The following is a 22,830-nucleotide window of genomic DNA, read 5'->3' as shown; positions in this document are numbered from 1 at the left end:
TGATCCCCATTCCCACAGGGGGTACGACGCGGGCCACCGAACACAGCACCACCGCCCATAAGCCGTGATGGTCTCGGTGCACGCCCGGCACCACCCAAAGTCCCGTCGCACGGGATGGCGGCTTGCCCTCAGAAGAGCGCAGAGCGCCTGGGCGCCGTTCAGGAGTGCCGCCGCTCGCTAGGGCGCGGCGTTGCAGGCCGGATGGCCCATGCGCAGGTCAGCACCACCGCCTCAGTGAGCCCTCACACGGCGAGAAACCACCCTACGAAGCCCCCAGCCGGCCCGATGCACCCCAGCCGAGGGGCAGCCCCCCATAAGAGGGCAGGTCAGAGCCCAACAGCACCCATATCATCGCCCCCGAACACCGGCACATCCGCCGATCCGCACCCCAGCACGTCACCCGCCGACGATCCGGCCGAAAACGTAGGGGCCACCCCGGACCGGATCAGATCACCGAGTCGGCGACCCCGTTCAGCTGCTTAAAGCCCCCGGCACGTCGGCACTCCCCCACAGCGTGTCCCCCGCCCATGACAGCCCCACATGACCGGACCCCACACCACCCGCAGCCGCATGCCCCGCAGCCCGCGTACCGAGCCAGAACCCGCCCAAAGACAGCAACACCATCCCCACCACCAGCACGATCCGCCCCCGCCGAGTCAGCCGCACCGGAGGAGCAGGCGTCCTGACGCCACCACTCCCCCGAGAGACCTTCTCCCCCGTACGCCCGTTCCGCCGCAACGCACGACGACTCCACGCGCGCCCGGCATGTCCGGCGCCGTTCCCGGCCCGAGCATTCCCCGCGCCCACTACACGCCCCAACACCTCTCGCCCCCCGCGAGCCTCGCCACCACCACGTACATCCCCTCGCGTCCCCCGACGCCCCGAGCCACCCGGCCCGCCCCCCGCCTGTCCCCGCTCCCTGCTCCCAGCCGCCCCTTCCCCCGAACGCCGCCCCCGCCCCTCAAGCCGACCGCCCTCCCAAGGACGCCGCCCCCGACCGACGACACGATCGGCCGCCGCAGCCGACCGGCGTTCCCGCCTCTCGACCCGTCCGACCGCCTCGCCCGAACGCCGTTCCCGCATCTCGCCCGCGCCCCCTTCCGGCCGGCGCTTCCCAGGCGCTCCCGTACTCCCTGGGGCGGCGCGGCGGCGGCCGGTCAGCGTGTCATCGCCCCTCGGCGGCACCGCCTGGTCGGCGGTGTCCCCATCGGGACGCGGAGAAGGGACCAGCCACAACCGGGGCCGACCGTCACCGCCGCCCGGCGCCCGGCGGGCGGCAGACTCGGAGCCGCGCGCAGCGCCGGAGGCGCCGACCGTGCGCCGCCGCCGGGTGTTCGAATTCGTCCCCCGCCCCTTTCCCTGGGTGACACGGCGCTCTGAGTCCGTACGGCCGGCGTCCCCCCGCCGGTCCCCGCCCTGCGTGGCGTCGGCGATGAGCGTGAGCCGGTTGACGTCGCCGCTGGTCGAATAGGTGCTCGTGGTCGTTCGCACGATTGACCTCCCGCCGCCCGGCCCGAGGAACCGGCCAAAATTGGATCAGCAAATCGAACACGGTGTCGATCGAACTCCCGTACGATGTTGTACACCACGGTGGCAACAATTTCGAGGAAGACTCGAACAATTGTTTGAAGATGATCTTCAACAGCGATACGGTCGCTGTGTGCGACATCAAGACCACGGACCGGGAGGTTCGCCGGTGAGGCGGGCCGCCGCCAGGCGAGGAGGAAGAGCATGAGTGAGCGGGATGACGCTAACGGGGTCACAGACCTCGCGGTGCGCCGGCGCGACTCCCTGGGCCTGACTCCCAGGCAGCGCAAGATCCTCGAAGTGATTCGCGATTCGGTGCAGCAGCGCGGATATCCGCCCTCGATGCGCGAGATCGGCGAGGCCGTGCAGCTGACGAGCACGTCCAGCGTGTCGCACCAATTGACCGCGTTGCAGCGCAAGGGCTATCTGAGGCGCGACCCGCACCGGCCGCGAGCCCTGGAGGTTCGGCTGCCCGGTGAGCCCGTGTTGTGGGTCGACCCCGACGCCACTGACGACGAGGCGCCGGTGAGCCGGCCGACCGCGGCCTACGTCCCACTCGTCGGCCGCATCGCCGCCGGTGGCCCGATCCTGGCCGAGGAGAGCGTGGAAGACGTCTTCGCCCTGCCCAAGCAGCTCGTCGGTGAGGGCACGCTCTTCCTGCTCCAGGTCGCCGGTGACTCGATGATCGAGGCCGCCATCGCCGACGGCGACTGGGTGGTCGTCCGTCAGCAGCCGGTCGCCGAGAGCGGTGACATCGTGGCCGCCATGATCGAGGGCGAGGCCACGGTCAAGACGTTCAAGCGCAAGGACGGGCACGTCTGGCTGGTCCCCCACAACCCGAACTACGAGCCCATCCCCGGTGATGAGGCCAGCGTTCTGGGCAAGGTGGTGGCCGTCCTCCGCCGCCTCTGACCCTTCGCGACCGGTCGGCAGCCACCCTTTTCAGGAGGGCTGCGACCGTCCACCTCCTCGCGAACCCGGAGTCCCTTGTACGAGGGCTGCGGTCGTCCGCGTCGAGGCGCGGTCCCTCGCACGTCGCACACGCCCGCACTCGCACTCACGCCGAACGACGGTCCCCACGACGAGGCTCCATCCAGTCGGATGGCAGCCACCTTCACGTCGTGGCGACCCTCGACCGGCCCGGGACAGCCCGGAGCAGCCTGAACGATGCCCGGCACACGAACGAGCCAGGCACACGCAACGGCAGGCCGGACACACAACCGGGGCGGTGCGCTCGCGTGGACGGCCCCCATGGGCAGAGGATCACGCGACATCACGTAGCGACGACCCTGGTACGAACGGGCCGCCGAGTGTTAGCGCTAGCATCACACGGTGAACAGCAGTGATCACGGGCAGGCCGCGAAAGAAGCACCGCACAGAGCGTGCACGCCCCTGAGCACCACCGGTTGCCGGGCCGCAGAGGTGCGCATGGTCAGGCTCATCGGACGTCCCGGGCGCCGCACAGGTGCGCATGGTCGGGCTCATCGGACGGCCCTGGCGCCGCAGTACTACCGGGTCGCCCGAGAGGCGCGGCTCCCAGAGGACACACAAGCCCGAGCTGATGGTTGACCGAAAGGATGCGGGCGTCCCTCAAGGGCCGCAATGACCGCTCAACCGGACGCGCCGCCCCGGTCCAGGGATGGGGGTTCACCCGCCGCCTCCCGTCCGGGCGCGGAAACCTAAGATGTGCCCGTGAACGACGTATTCCCCCCAAATGACCTGAAGGCCCTCAAAGAGACGCATGACGGGCTCAAGTGGGCGTTCGTCACGCCCGACGTCATCCCGGCCTGGATCGCCGACATGGACCTCTCCACAGCCCCGGAGGTCATCGACGCCCTGACCCGCCGCGCCACCGGCGACCTCGGCTATCCCACCTGGCTCGACCAGCCGCAGAGCGGCCCCCTGGCCGAGGCGTTCGCCGAACGTATGACCACCCGCCACGGCTGGGCGGCCGACCCCTCGTACGTCCACACGTTCAGCGACATCAACCAGGCGCTCCAGGTGCTGCTGCATCTCTGGACCCGGCCCGGGGACGGCGTCGCCCTGCACACCCCGGCCTACCACCCGTTCCTGACGACCCTCGACGTCATGCAACGCCCCCTCGTCCCCATCCAGCTCGAACCCGACGGCGACGCCTGGCGCTTCGAGGTGCCCGATCTGTCCGGCTGCCGGGTGCTCCTGCTGGTCAACCCGCAGAACCCGACGGGCCGGGTGTTCACGCGGGAGGAGCTGGAAGAACTGGCCGAGCACGCCGAACGCCACGACCTGCTGGTCATCGCCGACGAGATCCACGCCGATCTGACGTACGAGCCGCACCGGCACATCCCCTTCGCCACGATCCTCCCCGAGCGCACGGTCACGCTCACCTCGGCGACGAAGGCGTTCAACCTGGGCGGCATCCGCTGCTCGGTCGCCCACCTGGGGCACCCCGGCGTACGCGCGGCCGTGGCGGCGCAGCCGCCGTTCCTGTTCGGGTCGGCGCACCTGTTCGGGGTGGAGGCCACGGTCGCGGCCTGGCGGCACGGCGACGCCTGGCTCGACGACACGCGGGCGCTGCTCGACCGCAACCGCCGCCTGATCGCCGAACGCCTGCCGGACCGGTACAGGTACCGGATCCCGCAGGCCACGTACCTGGCGTGGCTGCACACCGGGCGGCCGGGCATGGCGGAGGTCATCGAGCGGGAGGCGAAGGTGAGGCTCAATGACGGGGCCGGGTTCGGACCGGGCGGCGCGGACTACGTACGGCTGAACTTCGCCACGACGGAAACCGTGTTGTCGGAGATCCTCACCAGGCTGAGCTGAGGGGCGGCCCGCCGGGCCGCCCCTCAGGAGCCGGGTCAGCCCAGCGGCGGCAGATCCGGCGCGGTGGCGGCCGGGTGCTCCTCAAGGGTGGCGAGCGCCAGCTCGATCGCCTTCTCCAGTTGCGTGTCGCGCCCGGCCACGCGGTCCTGCGGCGTGATCACGACCTCGACGTCGGGGTCGACGCCGTGGTTCTCCACGCCCCAGCCCGGCCCCTCCAGCCAGAACGAGTACCGCGGCTGGGTCACCACGGTCCCGTCCACCAGGGAGTAGCGCGAGTCGATGCCGATGACGCCGCCCCACGTGCGGGTGCCGACGAGCGGGCCGATGGCCCGGTTCTTGATCCCGGCGCTGACGATGTCGCCGTCGGACCCGGCGAACTCGTCGGTGACGGCCACGATGGGCCCGCGCGGGGAGTCCTCGGGGTAGCGCATCGGCTCGTAGCCGCGGGCCCGCGCCCAGCCGGTGACCTTGCGCGACAACTTCTCCAGGACCAGCTCGGACAGGTGCCCGCCGCCGTTCTCGCGCACGTCCACGATGAGCCCCTCGAAGGCCATCTCGGTACGCAGGTCCCGGTGGAACTGCGCCCACCCGGAGGCCACCATGTCCGGTACGTGCAGGTACCCGAGCCGCCCACCGGACGACTCCCGTACGAACGCCCGCCGGTTCTCCACCCAGTCGTGGTAGCGGAGCTGGCCTTCGTCGGCGAGCGGGGTGACGACGACGCGACGCGGCGAGCCGCCGGCCGCGGGCCGTACGGTCAGCTCGACGGGCTGGTCGGCGGTGCCGGACAGCAGCGCGAGCGGGCCGCGTACCGGATCGACCGGACGGCCGCCGACGGCCACGACGGCGTCACCGGGCCGGATCGCGACGCCGGGGGCGAGCAGCGGCGAGCGGGCCGCGTGGTCGGAGGTCTCGCCGGGCAGGACGCGCTCGACCCGCCAGGTCCCGTCCTCGTCCTTGACCAGGTCCGCGCCGAGCAGGCCCTGGCGGCGGCGCGGGTCGTTGACCCCGTCGTTGCCCCGGGCGTAGGCGTGCGAGGTGCCCAGTTCGCCCTGTACCTCCCAGAGCAGGTCGATCAGCTCGGAGTGGCAGCCGAGGCGGGAGACCAGCGGCTCGTACCGGTCGAGGACGGCCTGCCAGTCGACGCCGCCCATGTCCTCGCGCCAGAAGTGGTCGCGCATGAGCCGTCCGGCCTCGCGGTAACCCTGGAGCCACTCGGCGAGCGGGTCGATCTGGACGGTGATCCGGTCGAGGTCGATCGTGACGACCTCGTCGCCCTCGCCGGCCGAGCGCGTCTGGAGGCCGTTCTTGCCATTGGTGACGAGCCTGCTGCCGTCGCCGCTGACCTCGAAGACCCGTACCTCCTTGCCCAGCTCGCTCTTGGCGCGCTTCTTGAGGTCGTAGCGTTCGAGCACGATCTCGGCGGACTGCTCGGTGCCGTCGCCGAGCTGGCCGGTCACGGGGTGGCGGAGCCAGAGCAGCGCGTCCTTGGCGGTCCTGAGGTTGCCGTAGCGGGCCGCCGGCACCGGTACGGCCACCACGCGCGAGGCCAGCCCCTCGGGGTCCACCTCGGTACGCGGCGGCGCGTCGTCCTTCTTGTCCTCCTTGGCGGCCTTGTCCTCCTCGCCGTTGAAGCCCCGCCCCTGCAACGAGGGGTCGAACGGCGACGGCGTGGTGGCCTGGAGCGGCACGATGTACGGCCGGCAGCCCGCCGGGAACGACAGGTCGAACACGTGCGCGTCGTAGACCGGGTCGAACGTGCGCACCGACAGGAACGCCAGATGCTTGCCGTCCTGGGTGAACACCGGGTCGTAGTCGGAGAAGCGCAGCGGCGTGACGTCGATCACCGACGTGCCGTCCACGCGGCCCATCTTGATCTGCGACAGCGGCTCGTGGTCCGGGTGCACCCAGGCCAGCCAGCCGGAGTCCGGGGAGAAGGCGAGCCCGCTGATGTCGCCCTGCGTGGTGCGGTCCAGCTCCCGCAGGTTGCCCGACTCCAGGTCCACGACCAGCAGCCGGCCGTCGTGGGTGGCCACCGCGGCGTGCTTGCCGTCGGGCGCGGCGCTCAGTTCGAGCACCCTGCCGAGCTGCCCTTGGGCGAGGGTCCTGACCTCGCCGCCGGGCGTGCCGATCTCCAGGCCGTCCTCGCCGCCGGCGTCGGAGACCCACACGGCCCGGCCGTCGGCGTCGAGGGCGCGCGGCAGGCGTACCCGGACGCCGGGCTCCACGCGCAGCGCGCCGGCGGGGCCGTCACGGTGGGTCACCCAGTGCGCGGTGCCGCGGATCTCGACCGCGCTGGCCCGCCCGGTCGCGTCGGGCGAGAAGGCCCCGGCGCGCGTGGGCGCGGGCCGGCGGGCGCGTCCGGGCCGCGGCCCGCCGAGCTTGACCTCCAGCTTGTACGGCTCGGCGTCCAGGCTCTCCAGCACCCACAGGTCCCCCGCGTGGCTGTAGATCACCCGCTGGCCGTCGCTGGTGGCGTGACGGGCGTAGAACCCCTCGTGCGCGCTGTGCCGGCGCACGTCGGAGCCGTCCGGGAGGGCCGAGTAGAGATTCCCGGCGCCGTCGGCGTCGGACAGGTAGACGATCCGGTCGCCGACCCAGTTGACCGCCCAGTACTGCGCCGGGCTGTCGGCGAACAACCTGGTGAACTCCCCGTCGCCCTCGGCGTCGACCCAGATCTTGGCCGCGGTGCCGCCCCGGTAGCGCTTCCACTGCGAGGGCTCGCGCCAGATCGAGGACGCCGTGGCGACCTTCGCGCCGCTGACGGCGACCTCGCTGACCCATCCGTACGGCAGCCGCGCCGCCGGTCCCCCGTCGAGCGGGACCGCGTAGGCCCAGGTACGGGTACGCGCCCCCTCGCCGGTGGAGCTGACCGCGAGGACGGCCCCGTCGGCGGTCCAGCCGCGGACGCCGGTCATCGCGTTGCCCCAGTGCGTCAGCCGCTCGCCCTCGGGACCGTCGAGCTCGGCCGCGAACACCTCGGGGGCGCCCTCCTTGCCGCCGGTCCAGGCGATGCGCGTGCCGTCGGGCGAGAACCTCGGGGACGACACCGGCACGCGGTCGGCGGTGAAGCGCCAGGCCCGCCCGCCGGTGACGGGAGCGAGCCAGACATCGTCGTCGGCGACGAAGGTGACCAGGTCACCGGACAGATGTGGATATCTCAGGTATGCGCCATTTGTCACAGCTAGACACTAATGCGCAACACCAAATCGGCTAAAGAATTTCTCTCTCAGCACTCGTTCACCCTCCGGGAACAGCCAAGACCGGCCGGGTCCCCGGATGCGTGGAGGAGGGCAGGGCAGGAGCCAGATCGCCACAAATCACAACTAGTGAGGAATCATGAGATTTTTCGCTCGCCCGCACCAGCTCCCGCCCCGGCTGGCCGCCGCCGCCGTCATCCTGAACTCAGGGCTCGGCAAGGCCCACGCCGACGACCAGACCGCCGCCGGCCTGCACGGCATGGCCTCGGGCACGTACCCGTTCCTGCGCGGCCAGGATCCGGTGGCCTTCACCCGGCTGCTGTCGAAGGGGGAGATCGCCCTCGGGGCCGCGCTCATCCTGCCCTTCGTGCCGTCGCTGCTGGTCGGGGCCGGGCTGACCGCGTTCGCCGCGGGACTCCTCGGGCTCTACCTCAAGACGCCGGGCATGCGCGAGGAGGGCAGCCTGCGCCCGACCCAGCAGGGCATCGGCCTGTCCAAGGACATCTGGCTGCTGGGCATCGGGCTGGGCCTGGTCATCGAGGAACTCGGCCGGTGCCCGCGATCTTCAGACGCCCAACGCTAATCCGGACAAACCGGGGTAGTCCGACCGTATGGTGCAAATCGGCTACACCCTGATGTCGGAGCAGACTCCGGCCCGCGAACTGGTCGACTACGCCGCCACCGCCGAACACGTCGGGTTCGACTATGCGGTGATCTCCGACCACTACTTCCCGTGGGTCGAGGAGATGGGACATTCGCCGTACTGCTGGTCGGTGCTGGGCGCCGCGGCGCAGGTCACCGAGCGTCTGCCGCTCATGACGTACGTGACCTGCCCCATCATGCGCTACCACCCCGCCGTCGTGGCGCAGAAGGCCGCCACGATGGGAGTGCTGAGCGAGGGCCGGTTCACGCTCGGCCTGGGCGCCGGCGAGAACCTCAACGAGCACGTCGTCGGCGAGGGCTGGCCGCCCGTGGACACCAGGCACCGGATGTTCACCGAGGCCGTACGGATCATCAAGGAGCTGTTCAGCGGCGAGTACGTCACCTACCAGGGCGAGTTCTACGACGTGGATTCCGCCAAGCTCTACGACCTGCCCGGCGAGCGGGTCCCGATCGGCATCGCCGCGTCCGGGGGCAGCTCGGCCGAGATCGCCGCGGAGCTGGCCGACGTCCTGGTCGTCAACGACCCGATGCCCGAGGTGGTGCAGCTGTTCAACGCCGCGGGCGGCCAGGGCAGACCGGTCTACGGCCAGCTCCCGATCGCCTACGACACCGACCCCGAGGCCGCCCGGGAACGGGCGCACCGGCTGTGGCGCTGGTCGGGCGTCGGCGGCTGGAAGGTCATGGCCGAGCTGCCCGGCCCGGTGAACTTCGCCGCCGCGGCCGGCTCGGTACGCCCGGAGGACGTCGCCGGAAGCCTGCCCTGCGGCGCGGACGTGGACGCGGTCGTGCGGAGCGTCAAGGAGTTCGCCGACGCCGGTTACACGCACGTGGCGCTCGTACAGATCGGGCACGACCAGCAGGAGCCGTTCTTCGACTGGGCGGAGAAGGAGCTCCTGCCGGCCCTGCGCCGGATCTAGCCCGCGGCGAGGCTCCGGGCCTCGCCGCGGCTACGGGACGATGTTGACCAGCTTGGGCGCGCGCACGATCACCTTGCGCGGCGCACCCTGGAGGTAGCCGGCCACCTTGTCGGAGGCCAGGGCCAGGGCCCGCAGCTCGTCCTCGGAGATGTCGGGCGCGACCTCCAGCCGGTCGCGCACCTTGCCCGCCACCTGCACCACGCACGTGACCGACTCCTGCACCAGCAGCGCGGGGTCGGCGACCGGCCAGCCGGCGACGGCGACCGGACCCGTGCGGCCCAGGCGCTCCCAGCCCTCCTCGGCGACGTACGGGGCCACCAGCGACAACATGACGGCCAGCGACTCGGCGGCCTCGCGCACCGCCGGGTCGGCCGCGCCGGGACCGGAGTCGATGGCCTTGCGCGCGGCCGAGGTCAGCTCCATCATCCGGGCCACCGCGACGTTGAAGCGCTGGGACTCCACCAGCTTGGTGACCTCGTCGATCGTGCGGTGGGTGGCCTTGCGCAGCTCGGTGTCACCGCCCTCGAACGGCACGCCGGGCTCGGCGCTCGCCTCGGACATCACGCGCAGCGCGCGGGCCAGGAACTTCTGCGAGGCGGCCGGCGAGACGTCGGCCCAGTCGATGTCGTCCTCCGGCGGGCCGGCGAAGATCATCGTCAGGCGTACGGCGTCGACGCCGAACGCGTCGATCTGCTGGCCCAGGTCGATGCCGTTGCCCAGGGACTTCGACATGGCCTTGCCGCCGTTGATCACCTGCCCCTGGTTCAGCATGCGCAGGAACGGCTCGGTGAAGTCCACCATGCCCATGTCGTGCAGGACCTTGGTGAAGAAGCGGGAGTACAGCAGGTGCAGCACGGCGTGCTCGATGCCGCCGACGTACTGGTCGATCGGGCCCCACTTGCGCACCTGCTCGGGGTCGAACGGCCCGTCGGTGTAGCCGGGCGAGGTGTAGCGCAGGTAGTACCAGGACGAGTCGACGAACGTGTCCATCGTGTCGGTGTCGCGCTTGGCCGGCCCGCCGCACTTGGGGCACTCGACGTTGACCCACTCGGTGGCGCTGGCCAGCGGGGATACGCCCTTGGGCGCCAGCGCCTCGCCGCGCAGGTCGGGCAGCGTGACGGGCAGCTGCTCGTCGGGGACGGGCACCTCGCCGCAGTCGGCGCAGTGGATGATCGGGATCGGCGTGCCCCAGAAGCGCTGGCGGGACAGCAGCCAGTCGCGCAGCCGGAAGTTGACCGCGCCGGTGCCCCTGCCCTCGACCTCCAGGATCTCGATGATCTTGGAGATCGCCTCGGCCTTGGTCAGGCCGTCCAGCGGGCCGGAGTTGACCAGCGTGCCCTCGCCGGGCGTGGCCTCGCCGGTCTCGCCGGGGTCGGCCAGCCCGGTGTGGACGACGACCTGGACCGGCAGCTCGAACTTCCTGGCGAAGTCGAGGTCGCGCTGGTCGTGGGCGGGCACGGCCATGATCGCGCCGTGGCCGTAGTCGGACAGCACGTAGTCGGCCGCCCAGACCGGGATGCGCTCGCCGCTGACCGGGTTGACCGCGTGGCGGCCCAGGAAGACGCCGGTCTTCTCCTTGTCGGTGGACAGGCGCTCGATGTCGCTCAGCTTGGCGACCTCGGCGCGGTAGGCCTCGAAGGCCGGACGCTGCTCGTCGGTGACGATCTCGTCGGCCAGCGCGGCGTCGACCGCGACGACGAAGAACGTGGCGCCGTACAGGGTGTCGGGGCGCGTGGTGTAGACGTGGACCGGCTCCTCGCGGCCCTCGATCTCGAACAGCACGTCGGCGCCCTCGGAGCGGCCGATCCAGTTGCGCTGCATCGTCAGCAGGCGCTCGGGCCAGCCGGTCAGCTGCTGCATGTCGTCCAGCAGGCGCTGGGCGTAGTCAGTGATCTTGAAGTACCACTGCGTCAGCTCGCGGCGGATGACGTCGGCGCCGCAGCGCTCGCACTTGCCCGCCACGACCTGCTCGTTGGCCAGCACCGTCTGGTCGTTGGGGCACCAGTTGACCAGGCCGCCCTTGCGGTAGGCCAGGCCGCGCTCGAAGAAGCGGATGAACAGCCACTGGTTCCAGCGGTAGTACTCGGGGTCGCTGGTGTGCAGGCGGCGCGACCAGTCGAAGGAGATGCCGTAGCGCTGGAAGGAGTTGGCCTGCGTCTCGATGTTGGCGTAGGTCCACTCGGCGGGGTGGGCGTTGCGCTTGATCGCGGCGTTCTCGGCGGGCAGCCCGAAGGAGTCCCAGCCGATCGGGTGCAGGACGTTGTAGCCCTGCTGCATCCAGTAGCGCGCGACGACGTCGCCGATGGCGAACACCTCGCCGTGGCCCATGTGCAGGTCGCCCGACGGGTAGGGGAACATGTCGAGCATGTAGCGCCGCTCCCGGGGGTCGGCCGCGTCCTCGCTCGCCCGGTAGGGCTCCTGTTCCTCCCATCGCTGCTGCCACTTGGCCTGCAGCGCCTGCGGGTCGTACTCACTCACGGCTACTGTCCTTCTGGCTTGACTCGGACCCATAAGAAAACCCCTCGTGCACAACGAGGGGTAGCCGCGACGGCGAGACCTCTCAGGGCCGTCGCGGCCCGCTAAGAAGCAGGGTCGCGGAACGCATGTGTCAAGCCTAGCGCACGTCTTCGACGGAATGCAGATACTCGATCGACCAGCGCAGGCACAATAGATCCTTCAGGTCCAGCGAGACCTGATGGTGATGTATCCGTTGTGACCTCATATGTCCCATTAGAATACTGTCGTCGCGTGGTGTACCCAGCTGAGCCAGATCGATCGGGGGGCGACCTGCCACTGCAGGATCCGCCAACCGATCCGCACGGCTTCGCTCGTTTCGCTGCGAAACCAGCCGTATCTCCTGGAAAATCCCATGAGATCATGCCTGGTACGTCAAATCCGGATATAGCGGCAGATCCGGACACAACCTCGGGAGGGCCGGCAGCAATGGCAACGGAGAATTCCGCAAGCTCCGGGGCGTCACACCTGCCACCATCCTGGCCGGAGGCTCGCGACGACGTACCGTCCTCCTGGCCGTCCGGCGGGCAGGAGCCGTCCGGGGTGCCGATGTCGTGGCCGGAGGCCGCGCCCGCCCAGCCGTCCTGGCCCGAGGCCCCACAGGCGCCCGCGTGGCCCGACCCGCCGCGCGGCGACGCCGCCTGGCCGGAGGCCCCGCGCAACGACGTCCACCGTAATGACGTCCACCGTAACGACGGCTCGCGCAACGACGTCCACCGCAACGACGGCTCGCGCTCGCCGCGGCAGGGCGGCGACGCCTCGTGGCCGGAGCAGCCGCGGCAGTCCTGGCCCGAGGCGCCCCGCCAGGAGCCCGGCTGGCCCGAGACCCCCCGCCAGCAGGACGTCCCGGTCGCCTGGCCCGAGCAGCCACAGCCGGTCCAGCCGCAACCGATCCAGCCGCAGGACCCGGTGCCCGCCTGGTCCCAGCCGCCGACGCCCTCCGCGAACGCCTGGTCCAACCTCTCCACGCCGGCGCCCTGGCCGAACAGCCCGTCCAACGTCCCGCCGGGCGGCCCGTCCGCCTCCCTCGGCGACCCGCTGGACCACACGGTCACGCTGGGCCGCGCGCCCGGCCCGCTCGACGCCCCCGTCCAGCCCGGCCGGCCCGGTCAGCCCGGCCTCTCGCCGCTCGACGGCCCCGGCGGGCCGTCCGCCGTTCCGGCCGACGAGCGCACGATGATGTACGGCGGCCGCCCGGGCGACGGCATTCTCGGCGACCAGGCGGTGCCGTCGAACCAGCTCGGCGCGGCCCACGTCGGCGCGCCCCCGCCCGGCGACCAGGGCATGCCCGGAGGCCCGGGGATGCACGGCGGCCCGGGGATGCACGGCGACGGCCACCCCGACCAGGCGCGCCCCGGCTCGAACCTCAACCGCGACCCCTCCGACCCCGACCGCCGGTTCGTGACGGCCGGTCAGATCAGCGGCTCGCGCACCCCGCCCCCCGACCGTCAGCAGGAGCTCTGGAACAACGTCTTCGGCGACGAGTTCGAGGGCATGAGCGAGCACGACTCCCTGGACGACGAGCCCGGCAAGCCCATCTGGATCTACGCGCTCGGCGGCTCGGTGGCGATCGCGCTGGTCGCGGCGCTGCTGTGGGCCTTCCTCGCGGGCCCGCTGGCCGGCGAGGACACGCCGGAGAGCAAGACGGCCGCCTCCCCCCCGGCCTCGGCCGGCCCCACCAAGGGGGGCACGGGCAAGACCTCCACGACGATCCCCGCCCTGCCCAAGTACCCGGGCAAGGCGTCGCCGGTGACCGGCCGGGTGGAGGACGCGGCGGCCGGCGTCTCGCTGCCCCGCCTCGGCGGCACCTGGCAGCTCGACCAGCGCGCCACGGTCAAGTCCACCTTCGGCTACGACACCCGCCAGTACGTGCAGGTCGCGCCGGAGAAGTTCGCCCAGATCATGTCGGGCCCGCTCCCGTCGCAGCTGTCCTCCCTGTACGAGGAGGACAACCTGGAGCCGGTCATCAAGCGCATGGTGCTGCAGGCCCGCAAGAACCTCTACCCCGCGGGCAACAAGGTCAGGAAGATCGCGCAGCAGTCGATCAAGGTCGGCGCCTCGACCGGCCGGCTCATCGCGTACACCATGACCGCCGGCACGGACAAGGCCACGATCGTCACGATGGCGATCAACGCCGGGGGCGACGTGCCCGCCATCGTCTTCGTGTCGATCCCGGAAGAGGGCAAGCAGCTCCTTCCGGACATCCGTACGGTGATGAACCAGCTCAAGGTGAGCGCGCAGTAGTCCTGCGACCCGGGCGCCCGCGGCGCCCGGGTCACTCACGGGTCAGAACGTGCACTCCATGTGCTTGATGCCGTTGATGAACGAGGAGTGCAGGCGGTCGGGTTTGCCGCCCTCGATCTGCGGCACGCGCCGCAGCAGCTCCCGGAACATCACCGTGATCTCCCGCCTGGCCAGGTGCGCGCCGAGGCAGAAGTGCGGCCCCGGGCCGCCGAATCCGACGTGCGGGTTGGGGTGGCGGGTGATGTCGAAGCGGTACGGATCGGCGAACACCGTCTCGTCCCGGTTGGCCGCCCAGTAGAACAACACCACTTTCTCGCCCTTGCGGTAGAGGTGGCCGTTCATCTCGTGGTCGCGGGTGACCTTGCGGCGCATGAAGTTCACCGGCGAGGCCAGCCGGACGATCTCCTCCACGGCCCCGGGGGCGCGGCCGTCGATGTCCTCCAGCCACAGGGCGCGCTGGTCGGGGTTCCTGGTCAGCAGGCGCAGGCCGTAGGAGATGGCGTTCCTGGTGGTCTCGTTGCCGGCCACCACCAGCAGGATGAAGAACGACCCCAGCTCCTGCATCGTCAGCCGCTCACCGTCGATGTTGGCGTTGACCAGCGAGGACGTCAGGTCGTTCGTGGGGTTGGCGGTGCGGTGGGCGGCCAGGTCCTGGACGAGCTGCTGGAGCTCCATGCCCGCGGTGAGCAGGCGGGTGGCGAGCTGGTCGAGGTCGCCGCCGGTGTACTCGGGGTCGAAGCCGCCGAGGATGATGTTGGAGCGGTCGAAGACGAAGCGGTAGTCGCGCTCGGGGATGCCCATCATGTCGCAGATGATCTTCAGTGGCAGGCGCGCGGCCACGTCGGTGACGAAGTCGGCGCCGGGGCCGGCGGCCAGCAGGTCGTCCACGATCCGGACCGCGGCGGCCTCGACGTCCGACTCGAACTGTTTGATCATCTTGGGGGTGAACGCGCGGGAGACGATCCTGCGCAGCCGGGCGTGCCGGGGGTCGTCCATGTTGATCATGGAGCCGAAATACTCGGTGAACTCGGCCGGCATGTCGGGGATGTTCGTCGCGCCGCCGTCGCCCGAGCAGAAGACCTCCGGGTTGCGGCTGGCCTCCAGGATGTCGGCATGCCTGACCAGCGCGTAGTAGCCGGGCCCCTGAGGCGCGAAGTCGATCTTCATCTCGTCGAAGAAGGCGGGCGTCGCACGGGCTCGTAACCGGTCGAACGCCTCCTCGCGCTCATTCATGGGCCTGGCCCAGAAGTTCCGGTCCGACAGGTCGAAGTCGAGGACGGTCATAGGAACATCATTCGGAAAGCGACCACTTACGTCAATGGTTGTGACGTACACCGTACGTGGGGGTCGGAAAACCTGTGGCTCCTGACGCCAGGGGCTTTGTAGGGTTCCGCGCATGACGTTCCTCTTCCTCCTCGGCTAACGATCCGCCGGCGGCGGCCGTGGTGGACGGGGTCGGCCACGGCCGCGCGCGCCGGCTCCGAGCCGGGTAAGAACCGCTCATGACCGGAAGCATCAGCCTCGACCAGATCGCCGGGATCACCGCGTTCGTGGACGTCGAAGCACCCCCGCCAGAAGAGACGCCGACCGCGCTCATGCTCTTCGGCACCAATCAGGCCGCGCCCGTGAAGATCGCCGCTGAGCGCTATCACGCCGGGCTGGCCCCGCTCATCATCGCCACCGGTGGCGTGAACCGTCACAACGGGATCATCGAGGGACAGGTCTTTCAGCGGCTGCTCCTTGAACGGGACGTGCCCGAGCGTGCGATCCGGTGCGAGGACAAGTCCGCCAACACGTGGCAGAACGTCGAGTATGCGCTGCCGTTCCTGGACGAGGCGCTACGCTCCGGGCTGGCCATCACCGGCGTCTCCAAGTGGTACCACTGCAGAACGGTGCGCATCCTGAAGACCCTGCTGCCCGAGATCGGCTCCTTCTACGCCGTCACATGGGAACCCGTCTATGCCGGGAAGCTTGTGACCCGTACGGATTGGCCCTCCATCCCGGACGGCAAGCGGCGGGTGATCCGCGAGTGGGAAGAAGTCACCCGCCGTGTCGCGGACGGCAGCCTTGCTGCGACACAACGTACGGATGGGGCGTGGCGCTGAGTCGAGCGCATCGGATCGCGACGGCGATCTGCCGCGATCCGATGGCGCCGCCCTGCCGGCTCGGCTCATGATGTGCTCGGCCACGTGAGCGTGCGGTCAATCCGCCGGGAGCAGGGTGCCCAGGGGGCCGAGGTCGAGGTTGAGGTCGGCGGGCGAGAGGCCGAACCGGTCGCACAACTCGGCCATGGCCTCCTCCAGCCGCATGAGGGTCAGCCCCACTGCCTCAAGCTGCTCCCCGGTCAGGTCGCCGTTGTCCATCCGCCGGACGCACTGGCGTTCCACCAGCTGGCGGATCAGCTCGACCAGTGTCAGCACGAGACGGCTCAGGTCGTGCTGCACCGAGTCGGCGTCCGTCTCCAGCCGCCACTCGCCGGGTCTGGCCGCCTGCCGGTCAGTCGGGCTCGTCATGTCGCATCCCTCCTTTTACCGCGTCGCCCTCGCGCACGCTGACCAGCAGGGCCCTCAGGGAGATCCGTACGAGGTCGATGCCGGAGATGGACAGCACGAGGTCGCCGGTCACGACCGCCCCACCCGCCAGCAGGCGGTCCAGCAGGTCGACGAGCGCCACCCGCTGCTCGGGCAGGCGGCCCTGGGCGGCGAGCCGGCCTCCTCTCGGCTCAGGGGGCGTCACCGCGGGCCGCCTCACCGTCCTGGTCGAGGGCGGCGAAGGAGTAGGGCGCCCAGGGGCCGACGAGCTCCACGGTGACCCCCCGCTCGGCGACGTCCTCGATGACCTGCGCGAACTCGGCGGCGCGTTCGTCGTCCACCAGGTAGGCGCCGTTGAGGACCATCTGCTCCCGCCGTCCGGACAGCTGCGGGTCCTGGGCCCGGTGGCATCTGCCGACGACGGCGACGTCCATCAGCGCCTCGTGCACGGCCCGGGCGTGCTCGCCGGCCCGGCGCCAGTCGGCCTCCCGTCCGCGCAGGGCGGCCCGGCGGCGGTTCAGGTAGGCCGCACCCGGCGCCGCGTCCTGCGGGTCGGCCACCGGTTCCGCCCGGCCGGGAACGGCGTACGCCTTGACGCCCCACTCCCGCCGGCCGGCCACCCGCGCCAGCACCGCGTCGAACTGTTCGTGCCGCTCGTCAAGAAGGTCCCGCACCTGCGCCTCTCCGGTGTAGACGGTGACCAGCCGCACCGGGGCCGTGGGCCTGAGGGCGGCGACGGCCTCCACCACCCGGTGGTGGGTGCGCGCGGTCTCCTCCAGCCAGGTGAGGTCCTCCATCGAACGACGCAGCGCCTCCTCCCCGAACTCCGCCAGCGAGACCGTGCTGACGAAGGCGGCCAAGACCCGGTGCGTGAGACGGCGTACGGGCGCGCCCGCCACCCCCGTCAGGCCGTCGGGCTCCTCGCCCTCGTCGCGGGTGACCGCGTAGAGGTAGACGCCCTGGTCAGTGGCCACGCTCGACCGCCTCAGGCACGTGGCCGGGCGCGCGCCCGGTCGCGGCGCCGCCTTCCAGCACCCGGGCGGACACCATCTCCTCAAGGGCCGCGAGACGGCGGCGCAGCTTGCGGTTCTCCTTCGCCAGCTCCTGGGTGTCGCCGGTGAGCCACGGGTCGTGCTCCCACCAGTCGATGCCCATCTCGCGGGCGGTGTCGACCGAGGCGATGAGCAGGCGCAGCTTGATCGTCAGCAGCTCGATGTCGAGCAGATTCACCTGGATGTCGCCGGCGATCACCACGCCCCGGTCGAGCACCCGTTCCAGGATGTCGCCGAGGTTGGCCGACTCGCGGCCGCCATGGGAGGCCGGCTGGAAGGAGGACCCGGGCACGTACGGGCTCGGCCGTACGTTGGCGCTCACCGCGAGCCCTCGGCGAGGTCGCCGCTGCCCCGCTTGTAGCGGCGCACCCGGCGGTAGGACAGGAGGCTGCCCGTCAGGTCGAGGTCGATCTCGTACATGGCCAGGGTGTCACCGGAGGACGGGATCCGGCGGTCCTCCACCATCTCCACGCCGACCAGCCATCCGTCCTCGGACGGCTCGACCAGCGTGACGCTCTCGGCTTCCTTGCCGGTCAGCTCGGTCATCATCCGCAACCCGACCCCGGCCACCTCGGCGGCCGGCAGATCCGCGGAGCGCGTACGCGGCGGCCGCTCGTCGCCGGTGTCCGCACGCTTCGTCCCCGGCACGCGCTCGTGCTCGGATCTCGGCACGCGCTCGTGCTCGGATCTCGGCACGCGCTTGTGCTCGGTTCCCTGCCTGGCAGGCACCACATCACCCCCGTACTTTCCTGGTGTGGCCCCCCGCTAGCGCCTCACCAGCCGACCATCCCCCGCAAGATCTCCTCCACCGCCCGGTCCTCCTCCTCCGCGGAGATCCGGCCGTCGGCCCTGGCCTGCTCCACCTCCTCCAGGCGGCGCCGGACCACGGCCGGGTCGTGCAGCTCCCGCTCGACCTGGTCGCGCATGAGCTCGCCGAGCTTGACGACCGCGTAGATCGGCATGAGTGGCCAGCCAAAAAGCAGCGTCCCCAGTCCCAAGGATGTTCACTCCTCCCCGGCGTCGGCGTCCGTGCCGGCGCGGTCAGCTCGTGCCGACGAAGTCGTACGGCGCCATCGGCCCCAGCAGGCGCAGCTCGACGCGGCCCGACCAGCGGCGGGCCAGCTCGTCCACCGCCTGTTCGAACTCCGTCCGCCGGTCGCGCGCCACCAGCGCGGCCACGTGCGCGGCGTCACGCTCGTGGGAGGGCTCGCGCACGGCCAGCTGTTCGCAGAGGTCCGAGAGCTCGTCCACCACCGTCGCGGTGTCCGCCTCGCGCTTGTCCGCGATCGTGCCCTCGATGATCTCGCCGAGCCGCATGCGCTCATTGCGCGTCGCGTCCTCCGGGCGGCCGGTGATCTGCCGCCGAAGGCTCGCGGCCTCGCCGTTCTCCCGCAGGATCTCGGTCAGGATCGCGCGCTCGTCGTACCGGCCGTTGACCACGTACTGCGTCCGGCCCTCCACCTCCTGGAGGGCGTCGGCGAACTGGTCGTGGTACGGCTTCAGCAGCTCCTCCACCACGGCCTCGGAGTTCGTCAGCACCGCCCCGAACCGGAACGGCAGCACCGGCACCTCCGCGGCGGTCTGGTCGAGCAGCCGCTGGTGCGTCTGGAGGTCTCGCGGGCGGCCGAGCGGGCGATCCGCCTCGACATCGCTCACCAGAGCGGCGATCTGGCCGAACGGCACCAGCCGCACCTGCCCCCCGGGGTCCCCCACCCCCTCGGTCCCGGCCTCCACCTCGACATCCATCGGGACGATCCCGTACACATAGGACGCATAGCCGTTCATGCTCGCCTGCGACGCGTCCTCGGACCCGGCGGCCTCTCTGCGTGGCGACATCTCACTCATCCTCTCCACGACGTGCCCGGCGCGGCCGTTCCTCGCGGTCCACGACCTCACCCGCGAGCTCCTGCAACTCGTCGGGCTCGTCGGACGCGGCCTCCAGCTCTCCGCCGGCAGGCCGGCTCGCCTGGCTGACGGCCCTGGCCGTCGTCACGTCCTCGACGACCTCCGGCAGGCCCTTCTCCGTGGCCGACAGGTCGAGGCGGTTGGCCGCCTCCGCGAAGCGCAGGTACGTGTCCACGCTGGCCACGACGATCCGGCTGTCGATCGTCAGCACCTCGATGCCGACGAGCGAGACCCGGACGAAGGCGTCGATGACGAGGCCCTTGTCGAGGATGGTGTCGATGACGTCCGCCAGACTTGTCCCCGCAGTACCGCTGCTGGCCGGTGTGCCGTGACCGGCAGGCTGAACGGTCATGTCGTTCCCCCTGGTTCTGGGTGGCCGGGCCTTCGGCGACAGGCCCTGACGAGTGGCTACTCGGCTCGGACCCGACGCCGGCGTACCGGGCGGTCGCGCTCGGCGGACCGGCGGGCGGACGCTCCGGCGCGACGCCGCGCCACGGGCGGAGCCGCGGGACGCTCCTCTTCCTCCCCTTCCTCCTCTTCTCCTTCTTCTTCCTCCTCGGGCTCCTCGAACTCTCCCTCTTCCTCCTCGGGCTCCTCCTCCTCGTACTCCTCCTCGGGCTCCTCTTCGGGTTCTTCCGCCTCCGCCCGCTCGACGTCCTCCGGCTGCTCTTCCTCGGCTTCCTGCTGCTCCCGTTCCTCCTGGACGGCGGTCTCGTGATCCTTGACGACCTCGCTGTCATGGATCTCGCCGCGCCAGCCCTCCAGCTCGTCGGGATTCAGCAACAGGTGCGCCATCACGTGCCGTCTGAAGTGCTTGAGCTCCAGGCGTACGCGTCGTCCCTGCGCGCGCCACAGGTTGCCGGTGCGCTCGAACAGGCCCTGCGGGTGGTACTCCAGCACGACCAGGACCCGGGTCAGGTCAGGCGTGACCTCGTGGAAGGTCACCGCTCCATCGACATGCCCCTTCTGTCCCTCTGAGCGCCAGATGATCCGCTGATCCGGGATCTGCTCGACGATGTGCGCCTTCCAGCTCCTGTGCGACAGGAAGACCTGGGCCTTCCAGGAGAGCTCCTCGTCGGCGTCCTGCTTGACGGTCTCGACCTTCTTCATGAACGTCGGGAAGTCCTGGAACTGGGTCCACTGGTCGTACACCAGACGCCGTGGGGCACCGATGTCGATCGTCTCCACGATGTTGGTGATCTTCTCGTGGCCCGCTTTCGCGCCGCCACCGCCGCCGGTGATCCGCTCCCAGATGCCTTTCAGACCACCCTTGAGACCTCCCTTCAGACCTCCCGCGAGGCCGCCCTTCAGCGCTCCGCTCACGAAGCCGCTCGGCTTGTCCGAGCCCGTGACCGCGCTCATCAGGCCCTTTCCGCCGTGTTCCACGTAATCGGTGAGCCGGCCGGTCAGGTCTTCGAGCTTGTCCCCCGCGGAGGACAACACTCGCGTGCCCGCCGCCTGCAAAAGCCCCTGAGCGGATTGCACGAGCCGGTCCATCGGCAGGGCGTCGGCGATTCCCTGGCCGGCCTCCCCGGCCTTCCCCGCGACGTCTCCGGACTTTCCCGTGACGTTCCTGGCTTGGTCTTCGAGCGTGTCCGTCGCAGCCCGGCCGGCTCTACCGGCCGTTCCGGCGGTTTTGCCCATGGCTTCCCCGCCGCTTCCGCGCGCCGTTTTCTTCGCTGCCTCAGCCACCGCACTCACCTCCGTGACTGGCCGACCCGCCGGACAGGACGTGTCCGCCGCTGCCCCCTGTGACCCTCATGACCCTCGGGCCTCCGTCTGGCCTGCTCCGGTACCTCGGGTTCCTCTTCGTAGTCGTCCTCCTTGTAGCGATCGTGTTCGTCGTAGTCCTCGTCGCCGTAGTCCGTTTCCTCGTCTTTGGGCGCCTGCCGCTTCGTGGGCCGAGCTTCGGCTTCCTCGTCCTGCGGGGCCCCGGGCTTCGCCCCGTGCTCCTGGAGCTTCTGGGTCAGGGAGTCGATCTGCTTGGTGGCCGCGGAAATGGCCGCCGCCTTGCCGACTTCCATGAGCTCGCCCCGAAGGCGGCCGGTCATCCGTTGAAGCTCGGGACTGGAGCCGAGGGCCTTGACGCCTTGCGCCAGCAGGCCACCCTGGCCGCAGCTGGCGCGTCCCGCCAGCCCGGCCGCCGCCAGTGCCGCCGCCGTACGCAGCTTGTGGCGCCTTCCGAGGTAGTACCCGGCGAGTATGGCAAAGGCCATCTGCAACCTGCTCGACATGATCAGCGCTCCTTCCGCTCGCTCACCATCTCGACCCGCACTGGGTCCTTGCGCGCGGCTTGACCTACCCGGAAAAGCGACAAAGCACCCAACTGGCGAAAAAAGGGACAGGGAGTTGGTGTGAGGCGGCGAATCCGAGCCACCTCATCAGCGGGCGTTTAGCCCTGCCTGCCCCTGGGCTCAGGACACACCGAAGGTCAGGACCTGGCCCTGGCCCGCCCAAGGAACCGCCAACTCCCGAACCGGAGCCTGCGCACCGAGCGTCATACGGGACCAGACGGCAACGATCTGAGCGTGATCTCGGAGGCGACCATGAACGACCTGCCATCTTCCGTGTTCATCCGTCCGGCCCCGGCCCGGCCCGCGTCACGCGGCAAGGCCGTGCTTCCGCCGTCCGCGCTCTTCCGGGGATCACCGCTCGCCCCTCGGCGAGGCGTCAGCCACGTCTCGCTCGTCATCGCGGTCGGCCTCGCGCTCGGGTTGGGCGGGTTCGTCGGCTTCACCGTCAGCCGCGGCCTCCAGGAGGAAGCCCAGGGCCGTGGCCCGGCGGGCGTCGTCCTGAAGGCGGCCGTCCCGCAGGCGCCCCCCTCAGCGCTCCCCCGGCCACCGGCCACGCAAGCGCCCCCGCCTGCCCCGCCGCCGAAGACCGCGGCGAAGCACCGGATCAGGACGAGGAAGGCCCACCACTCGAAAGGGCACAGACACCACCACTCGCCGTGCGCCAGGTTCCAGGGGGTGCGGATGCGTATGTGTCACACGATCTTCCGATGAACCCTCGCCCGCCCGCCCTCCCTCCGGAAGCCGGGGGTCACAGGCTGCGGGCGGTGATGTCGCCGCTGGAGGTGGTGGCGTGGATGTCGAGGTCGGCGTTGCCGTCGTTCTTGAGGGCGTTGCTGATACGGCCGTAGCTGGTACCGGCGTCCAGGGCCGCCGAGACCCCGGCGGCGGCGATGATCGAGATGTCGCCGGACTGGGTGGCGAGCACGACCTTGCCGCCCGCGGCCTCGGCGACCCGGATGTCACCCCGTGCGGTGCTGATCTCCGCGGGACCGCCCAGCCGCCCGACCTCGACGTCGCCGTCGACCGCCGTGAGGCGCAGGCTCGCCACCTCCTCGATCTTGATCTGGCTGTACGCGCCGTCGAAGGCGACCTCACCGAGACGGCCGGCGGTCAGCAGCTCGGCACTGGCCGCCTTGGCCTCGACGCCGGAACCGGCGGGCAGGTTGACCGTCACCTCGATC

General features: G+C 70.7%; 20 protein-coding genes. 6 read left to right on the top strand and 14 right to left on the bottom strand.

What is annotated here, in order from left to right:
* Window positions 1–1,731: 1,731 nt before the first annotated feature.
* Entirely contained in the window at window positions 1,732–2,439 is a 708-nt protein-coding gene (gene lexA / locus IEZ27_RS31525; RefSeq protein ID WP_125639695.1) for a transcriptional repressor LexA, read from the top strand.
* A 780-nt stretch (window positions 2,440–3,219) separates the two neighbouring features.
* Window positions 3,220–4,329, top strand: a complete 1,110-nt coding sequence (locus IEZ27_RS31520) for a MalY/PatB family protein (protein ID WP_229824523.1) — start codon at window positions 3,220–3,222, stop codon at window positions 4,327–4,329.
* Between the two features lie 35 nt (window positions 4,330–4,364).
* Here the strand turns inward: IEZ27_RS31520 and IEZ27_RS31515 are convergent, their stop codons facing one another.
* Window positions 4,365–7,511, bottom strand: a complete 3,147-nt coding sequence (locus IEZ27_RS31515) for a S41 family peptidase (protein WP_189650557.1) — start codon at window positions 7,509–7,511, stop codon at window positions 4,365–4,367.
* Between the two features lie 157 nt (window positions 7,512–7,668).
* Between IEZ27_RS31515 and IEZ27_RS31510 the strand changes: the two genes are divergently transcribed.
* Both IEZ27_RS31510 and IEZ27_RS31505 read left to right on the top strand, forming a co-directional pair.
* Window positions 7,669–8,112: a hypothetical protein gene (locus IEZ27_RS31510; protein ID WP_189650556.1), complete on the top strand. Its 444-nt coding sequence runs from the start codon at window positions 7,669–7,671 to the stop codon at window positions 8,110–8,112.
* A gap of 28 nt (window positions 8,113–8,140) precedes the next feature.
* A complete protein-coding gene (locus IEZ27_RS31505; RefSeq protein ID WP_189650555.1) occupies window positions 8,141–9,109 on the top strand; it encodes a TIGR03557 family F420-dependent LLM class oxidoreductase in 969 nt (322 codons plus the stop codon).
* Between the two features lie 30 nt (window positions 9,110–9,139).
* Here IEZ27_RS31505 and leuS read toward each other — a convergent pair whose 3' ends face one another.
* Window positions 9,140–11,620, bottom strand: a complete 2,481-nt coding sequence (gene leuS / locus IEZ27_RS31500; RefSeq protein WP_189650554.1) for a leucine--tRNA ligase — start codon at window positions 11,618–11,620, stop codon at window positions 9,140–9,142.
* Window positions 11,621–12,166: 546 nt separating this feature from the next.
* Between leuS and IEZ27_RS31495 the strand changes: the two genes are divergently transcribed.
* Window positions 12,167–13,867, top strand: coding sequence for a chromosomal replication initiator protein DnaA (locus IEZ27_RS31495; protein WP_189650553.1), 1,701 nt, complete (start codon window positions 12,167–12,169; stop codon window positions 13,865–13,867).
* Window positions 13,868–13,909: 42 nt separating this feature from the next.
* Here the strand turns inward: IEZ27_RS31495 and IEZ27_RS31490 are convergent, their stop codons facing one another.
* Entirely contained in the window at window positions 13,910–15,151 is a 1,242-nt protein-coding gene (locus IEZ27_RS31490; RefSeq protein WP_189650552.1) for a cytochrome P450, read from the bottom strand.
* 218 nt (window positions 15,152–15,369) lie between these two features.
* Here IEZ27_RS31490 and IEZ27_RS31485 point away from each other — a divergent pair, with 218 nt between their 5' ends.
* The gene (locus IEZ27_RS31485) at window positions 15,370–15,972 is read left to right on the top strand and encodes a YdcF family protein (protein ID WP_189650551.1); all 603 of its coding nucleotides are present in this window, start codon (window positions 15,370–15,372) and stop codon (window positions 15,970–15,972) included.
* Between the two features lie 96 nt (window positions 15,973–16,068).
* Here IEZ27_RS31485 and IEZ27_RS31480 read toward each other — a convergent pair whose 3' ends face one another.
* The 11 genes from IEZ27_RS31480 to IEZ27_RS31430 form a co-directional block, all read right to left on the bottom strand.
* Window positions 16,069–16,380, bottom strand: coding sequence for a gas vesicle protein K (locus tag IEZ27_RS31480; RefSeq protein ID WP_125639672.1), 312 nt, complete (start codon window positions 16,378–16,380; stop codon window positions 16,069–16,071).
* The gene (locus IEZ27_RS31475; RefSeq protein WP_189650550.1) at window positions 16,364–16,603 is read right to left on the bottom strand and encodes a gas vesicle protein; all 240 of its coding nucleotides are present in this window, start codon (window positions 16,601–16,603) and stop codon (window positions 16,364–16,366) included. The genes IEZ27_RS31480 and IEZ27_RS31475 overlap by 17 nt, the downstream gene beginning before the upstream one ends.
* Entirely contained in the window at window positions 16,590–17,372 is a 783-nt protein-coding gene (locus IEZ27_RS31470) for a GvpL/GvpF family gas vesicle protein (protein WP_189650549.1), read from the bottom strand. Before IEZ27_RS31470 ends, IEZ27_RS31475 begins: the two co-directional genes overlap by 14 nt.
* Complete coding sequence (locus tag IEZ27_RS31465) at window positions 17,362–17,772, bottom strand: gas vesicle protein (protein ID WP_379478546.1); 411 nt, start codon at window positions 17,770–17,772, stop codon at window positions 17,362–17,364. Before IEZ27_RS31465 ends, IEZ27_RS31470 begins: the two co-directional genes overlap by 11 nt.
* Window positions 17,769–18,146 carry a gas vesicle protein GvpO gene (locus tag IEZ27_RS31460; RefSeq protein ID WP_229824522.1) on the bottom strand — a complete coding sequence of 126 codons (378 nt, stop codon included), beginning with the start codon at window positions 18,144–18,146 and terminating at the stop codon, window positions 17,769–17,771. The genes IEZ27_RS31465 and IEZ27_RS31460 overlap by 4 nt, the downstream gene beginning before the upstream one ends.
* 77 nt (window positions 18,147–18,223) lie before the next feature.
* Window positions 18,224–18,448, bottom strand: a complete 225-nt coding sequence (locus IEZ27_RS31455; protein WP_125639663.1) for a gas vesicle protein GvpG — start codon at window positions 18,446–18,448, stop codon at window positions 18,224–18,226.
* Between the two features lie 43 nt (window positions 18,449–18,491).
* The gene (locus IEZ27_RS31450) at window positions 18,492–19,286 is read right to left on the bottom strand and encodes a GvpL/GvpF family gas vesicle protein (RefSeq protein ID WP_189650548.1); all 795 of its coding nucleotides are present in this window, start codon (window positions 19,284–19,286) and stop codon (window positions 18,492–18,494) included.
* Between the two features lies 1 nt (window position 19,287).
* On the bottom strand, window positions 19,288–19,707 hold the full coding sequence (gene gvpJ / locus IEZ27_RS55820; RefSeq protein WP_189650547.1) for a gas vesicle protein GvpJ: 420 nt from the start codon (window positions 19,705–19,707) through the stop codon (window positions 19,288–19,290).
* A 56-nt stretch (window positions 19,708–19,763) separates the two neighbouring features.
* The gene (locus IEZ27_RS31440; RefSeq protein ID WP_229824521.1) at window positions 19,764–21,047 is read right to left on the bottom strand and encodes an SRPBCC family protein; all 1,284 of its coding nucleotides are present in this window, start codon (window positions 21,045–21,047) and stop codon (window positions 19,764–19,766) included.
* A gap of 5 nt (window positions 21,048–21,052) precedes the next feature.
* The gene (locus IEZ27_RS31435; RefSeq protein WP_189650546.1) at window positions 21,053–21,589 is read right to left on the bottom strand and encodes a hypothetical protein; all 537 of its coding nucleotides are present in this window, start codon (window positions 21,587–21,589) and stop codon (window positions 21,053–21,055) included.
* An 808-nt stretch (window positions 21,590–22,397) separates the two neighbouring features.
* Window positions 22,398–22,830, bottom strand: a 433-nt coding sequence (locus IEZ27_RS31430) for a DUF4097 family beta strand repeat-containing protein (RefSeq protein ID WP_189650545.1), incomplete at its 5' end; no start/stop codon positions are given.

The sequence above is a fragment of the Nonomuraea spiralis genome (genome assembly GCF_014648435.1).
GTDB lineage: Bacteria > Actinomycetota > Actinomycetes > Streptosporangiales > Streptosporangiaceae > Nonomuraea > Nonomuraea spiralis.
This window is presented reverse-complemented; position numbering and strand designations above follow the sequence as displayed.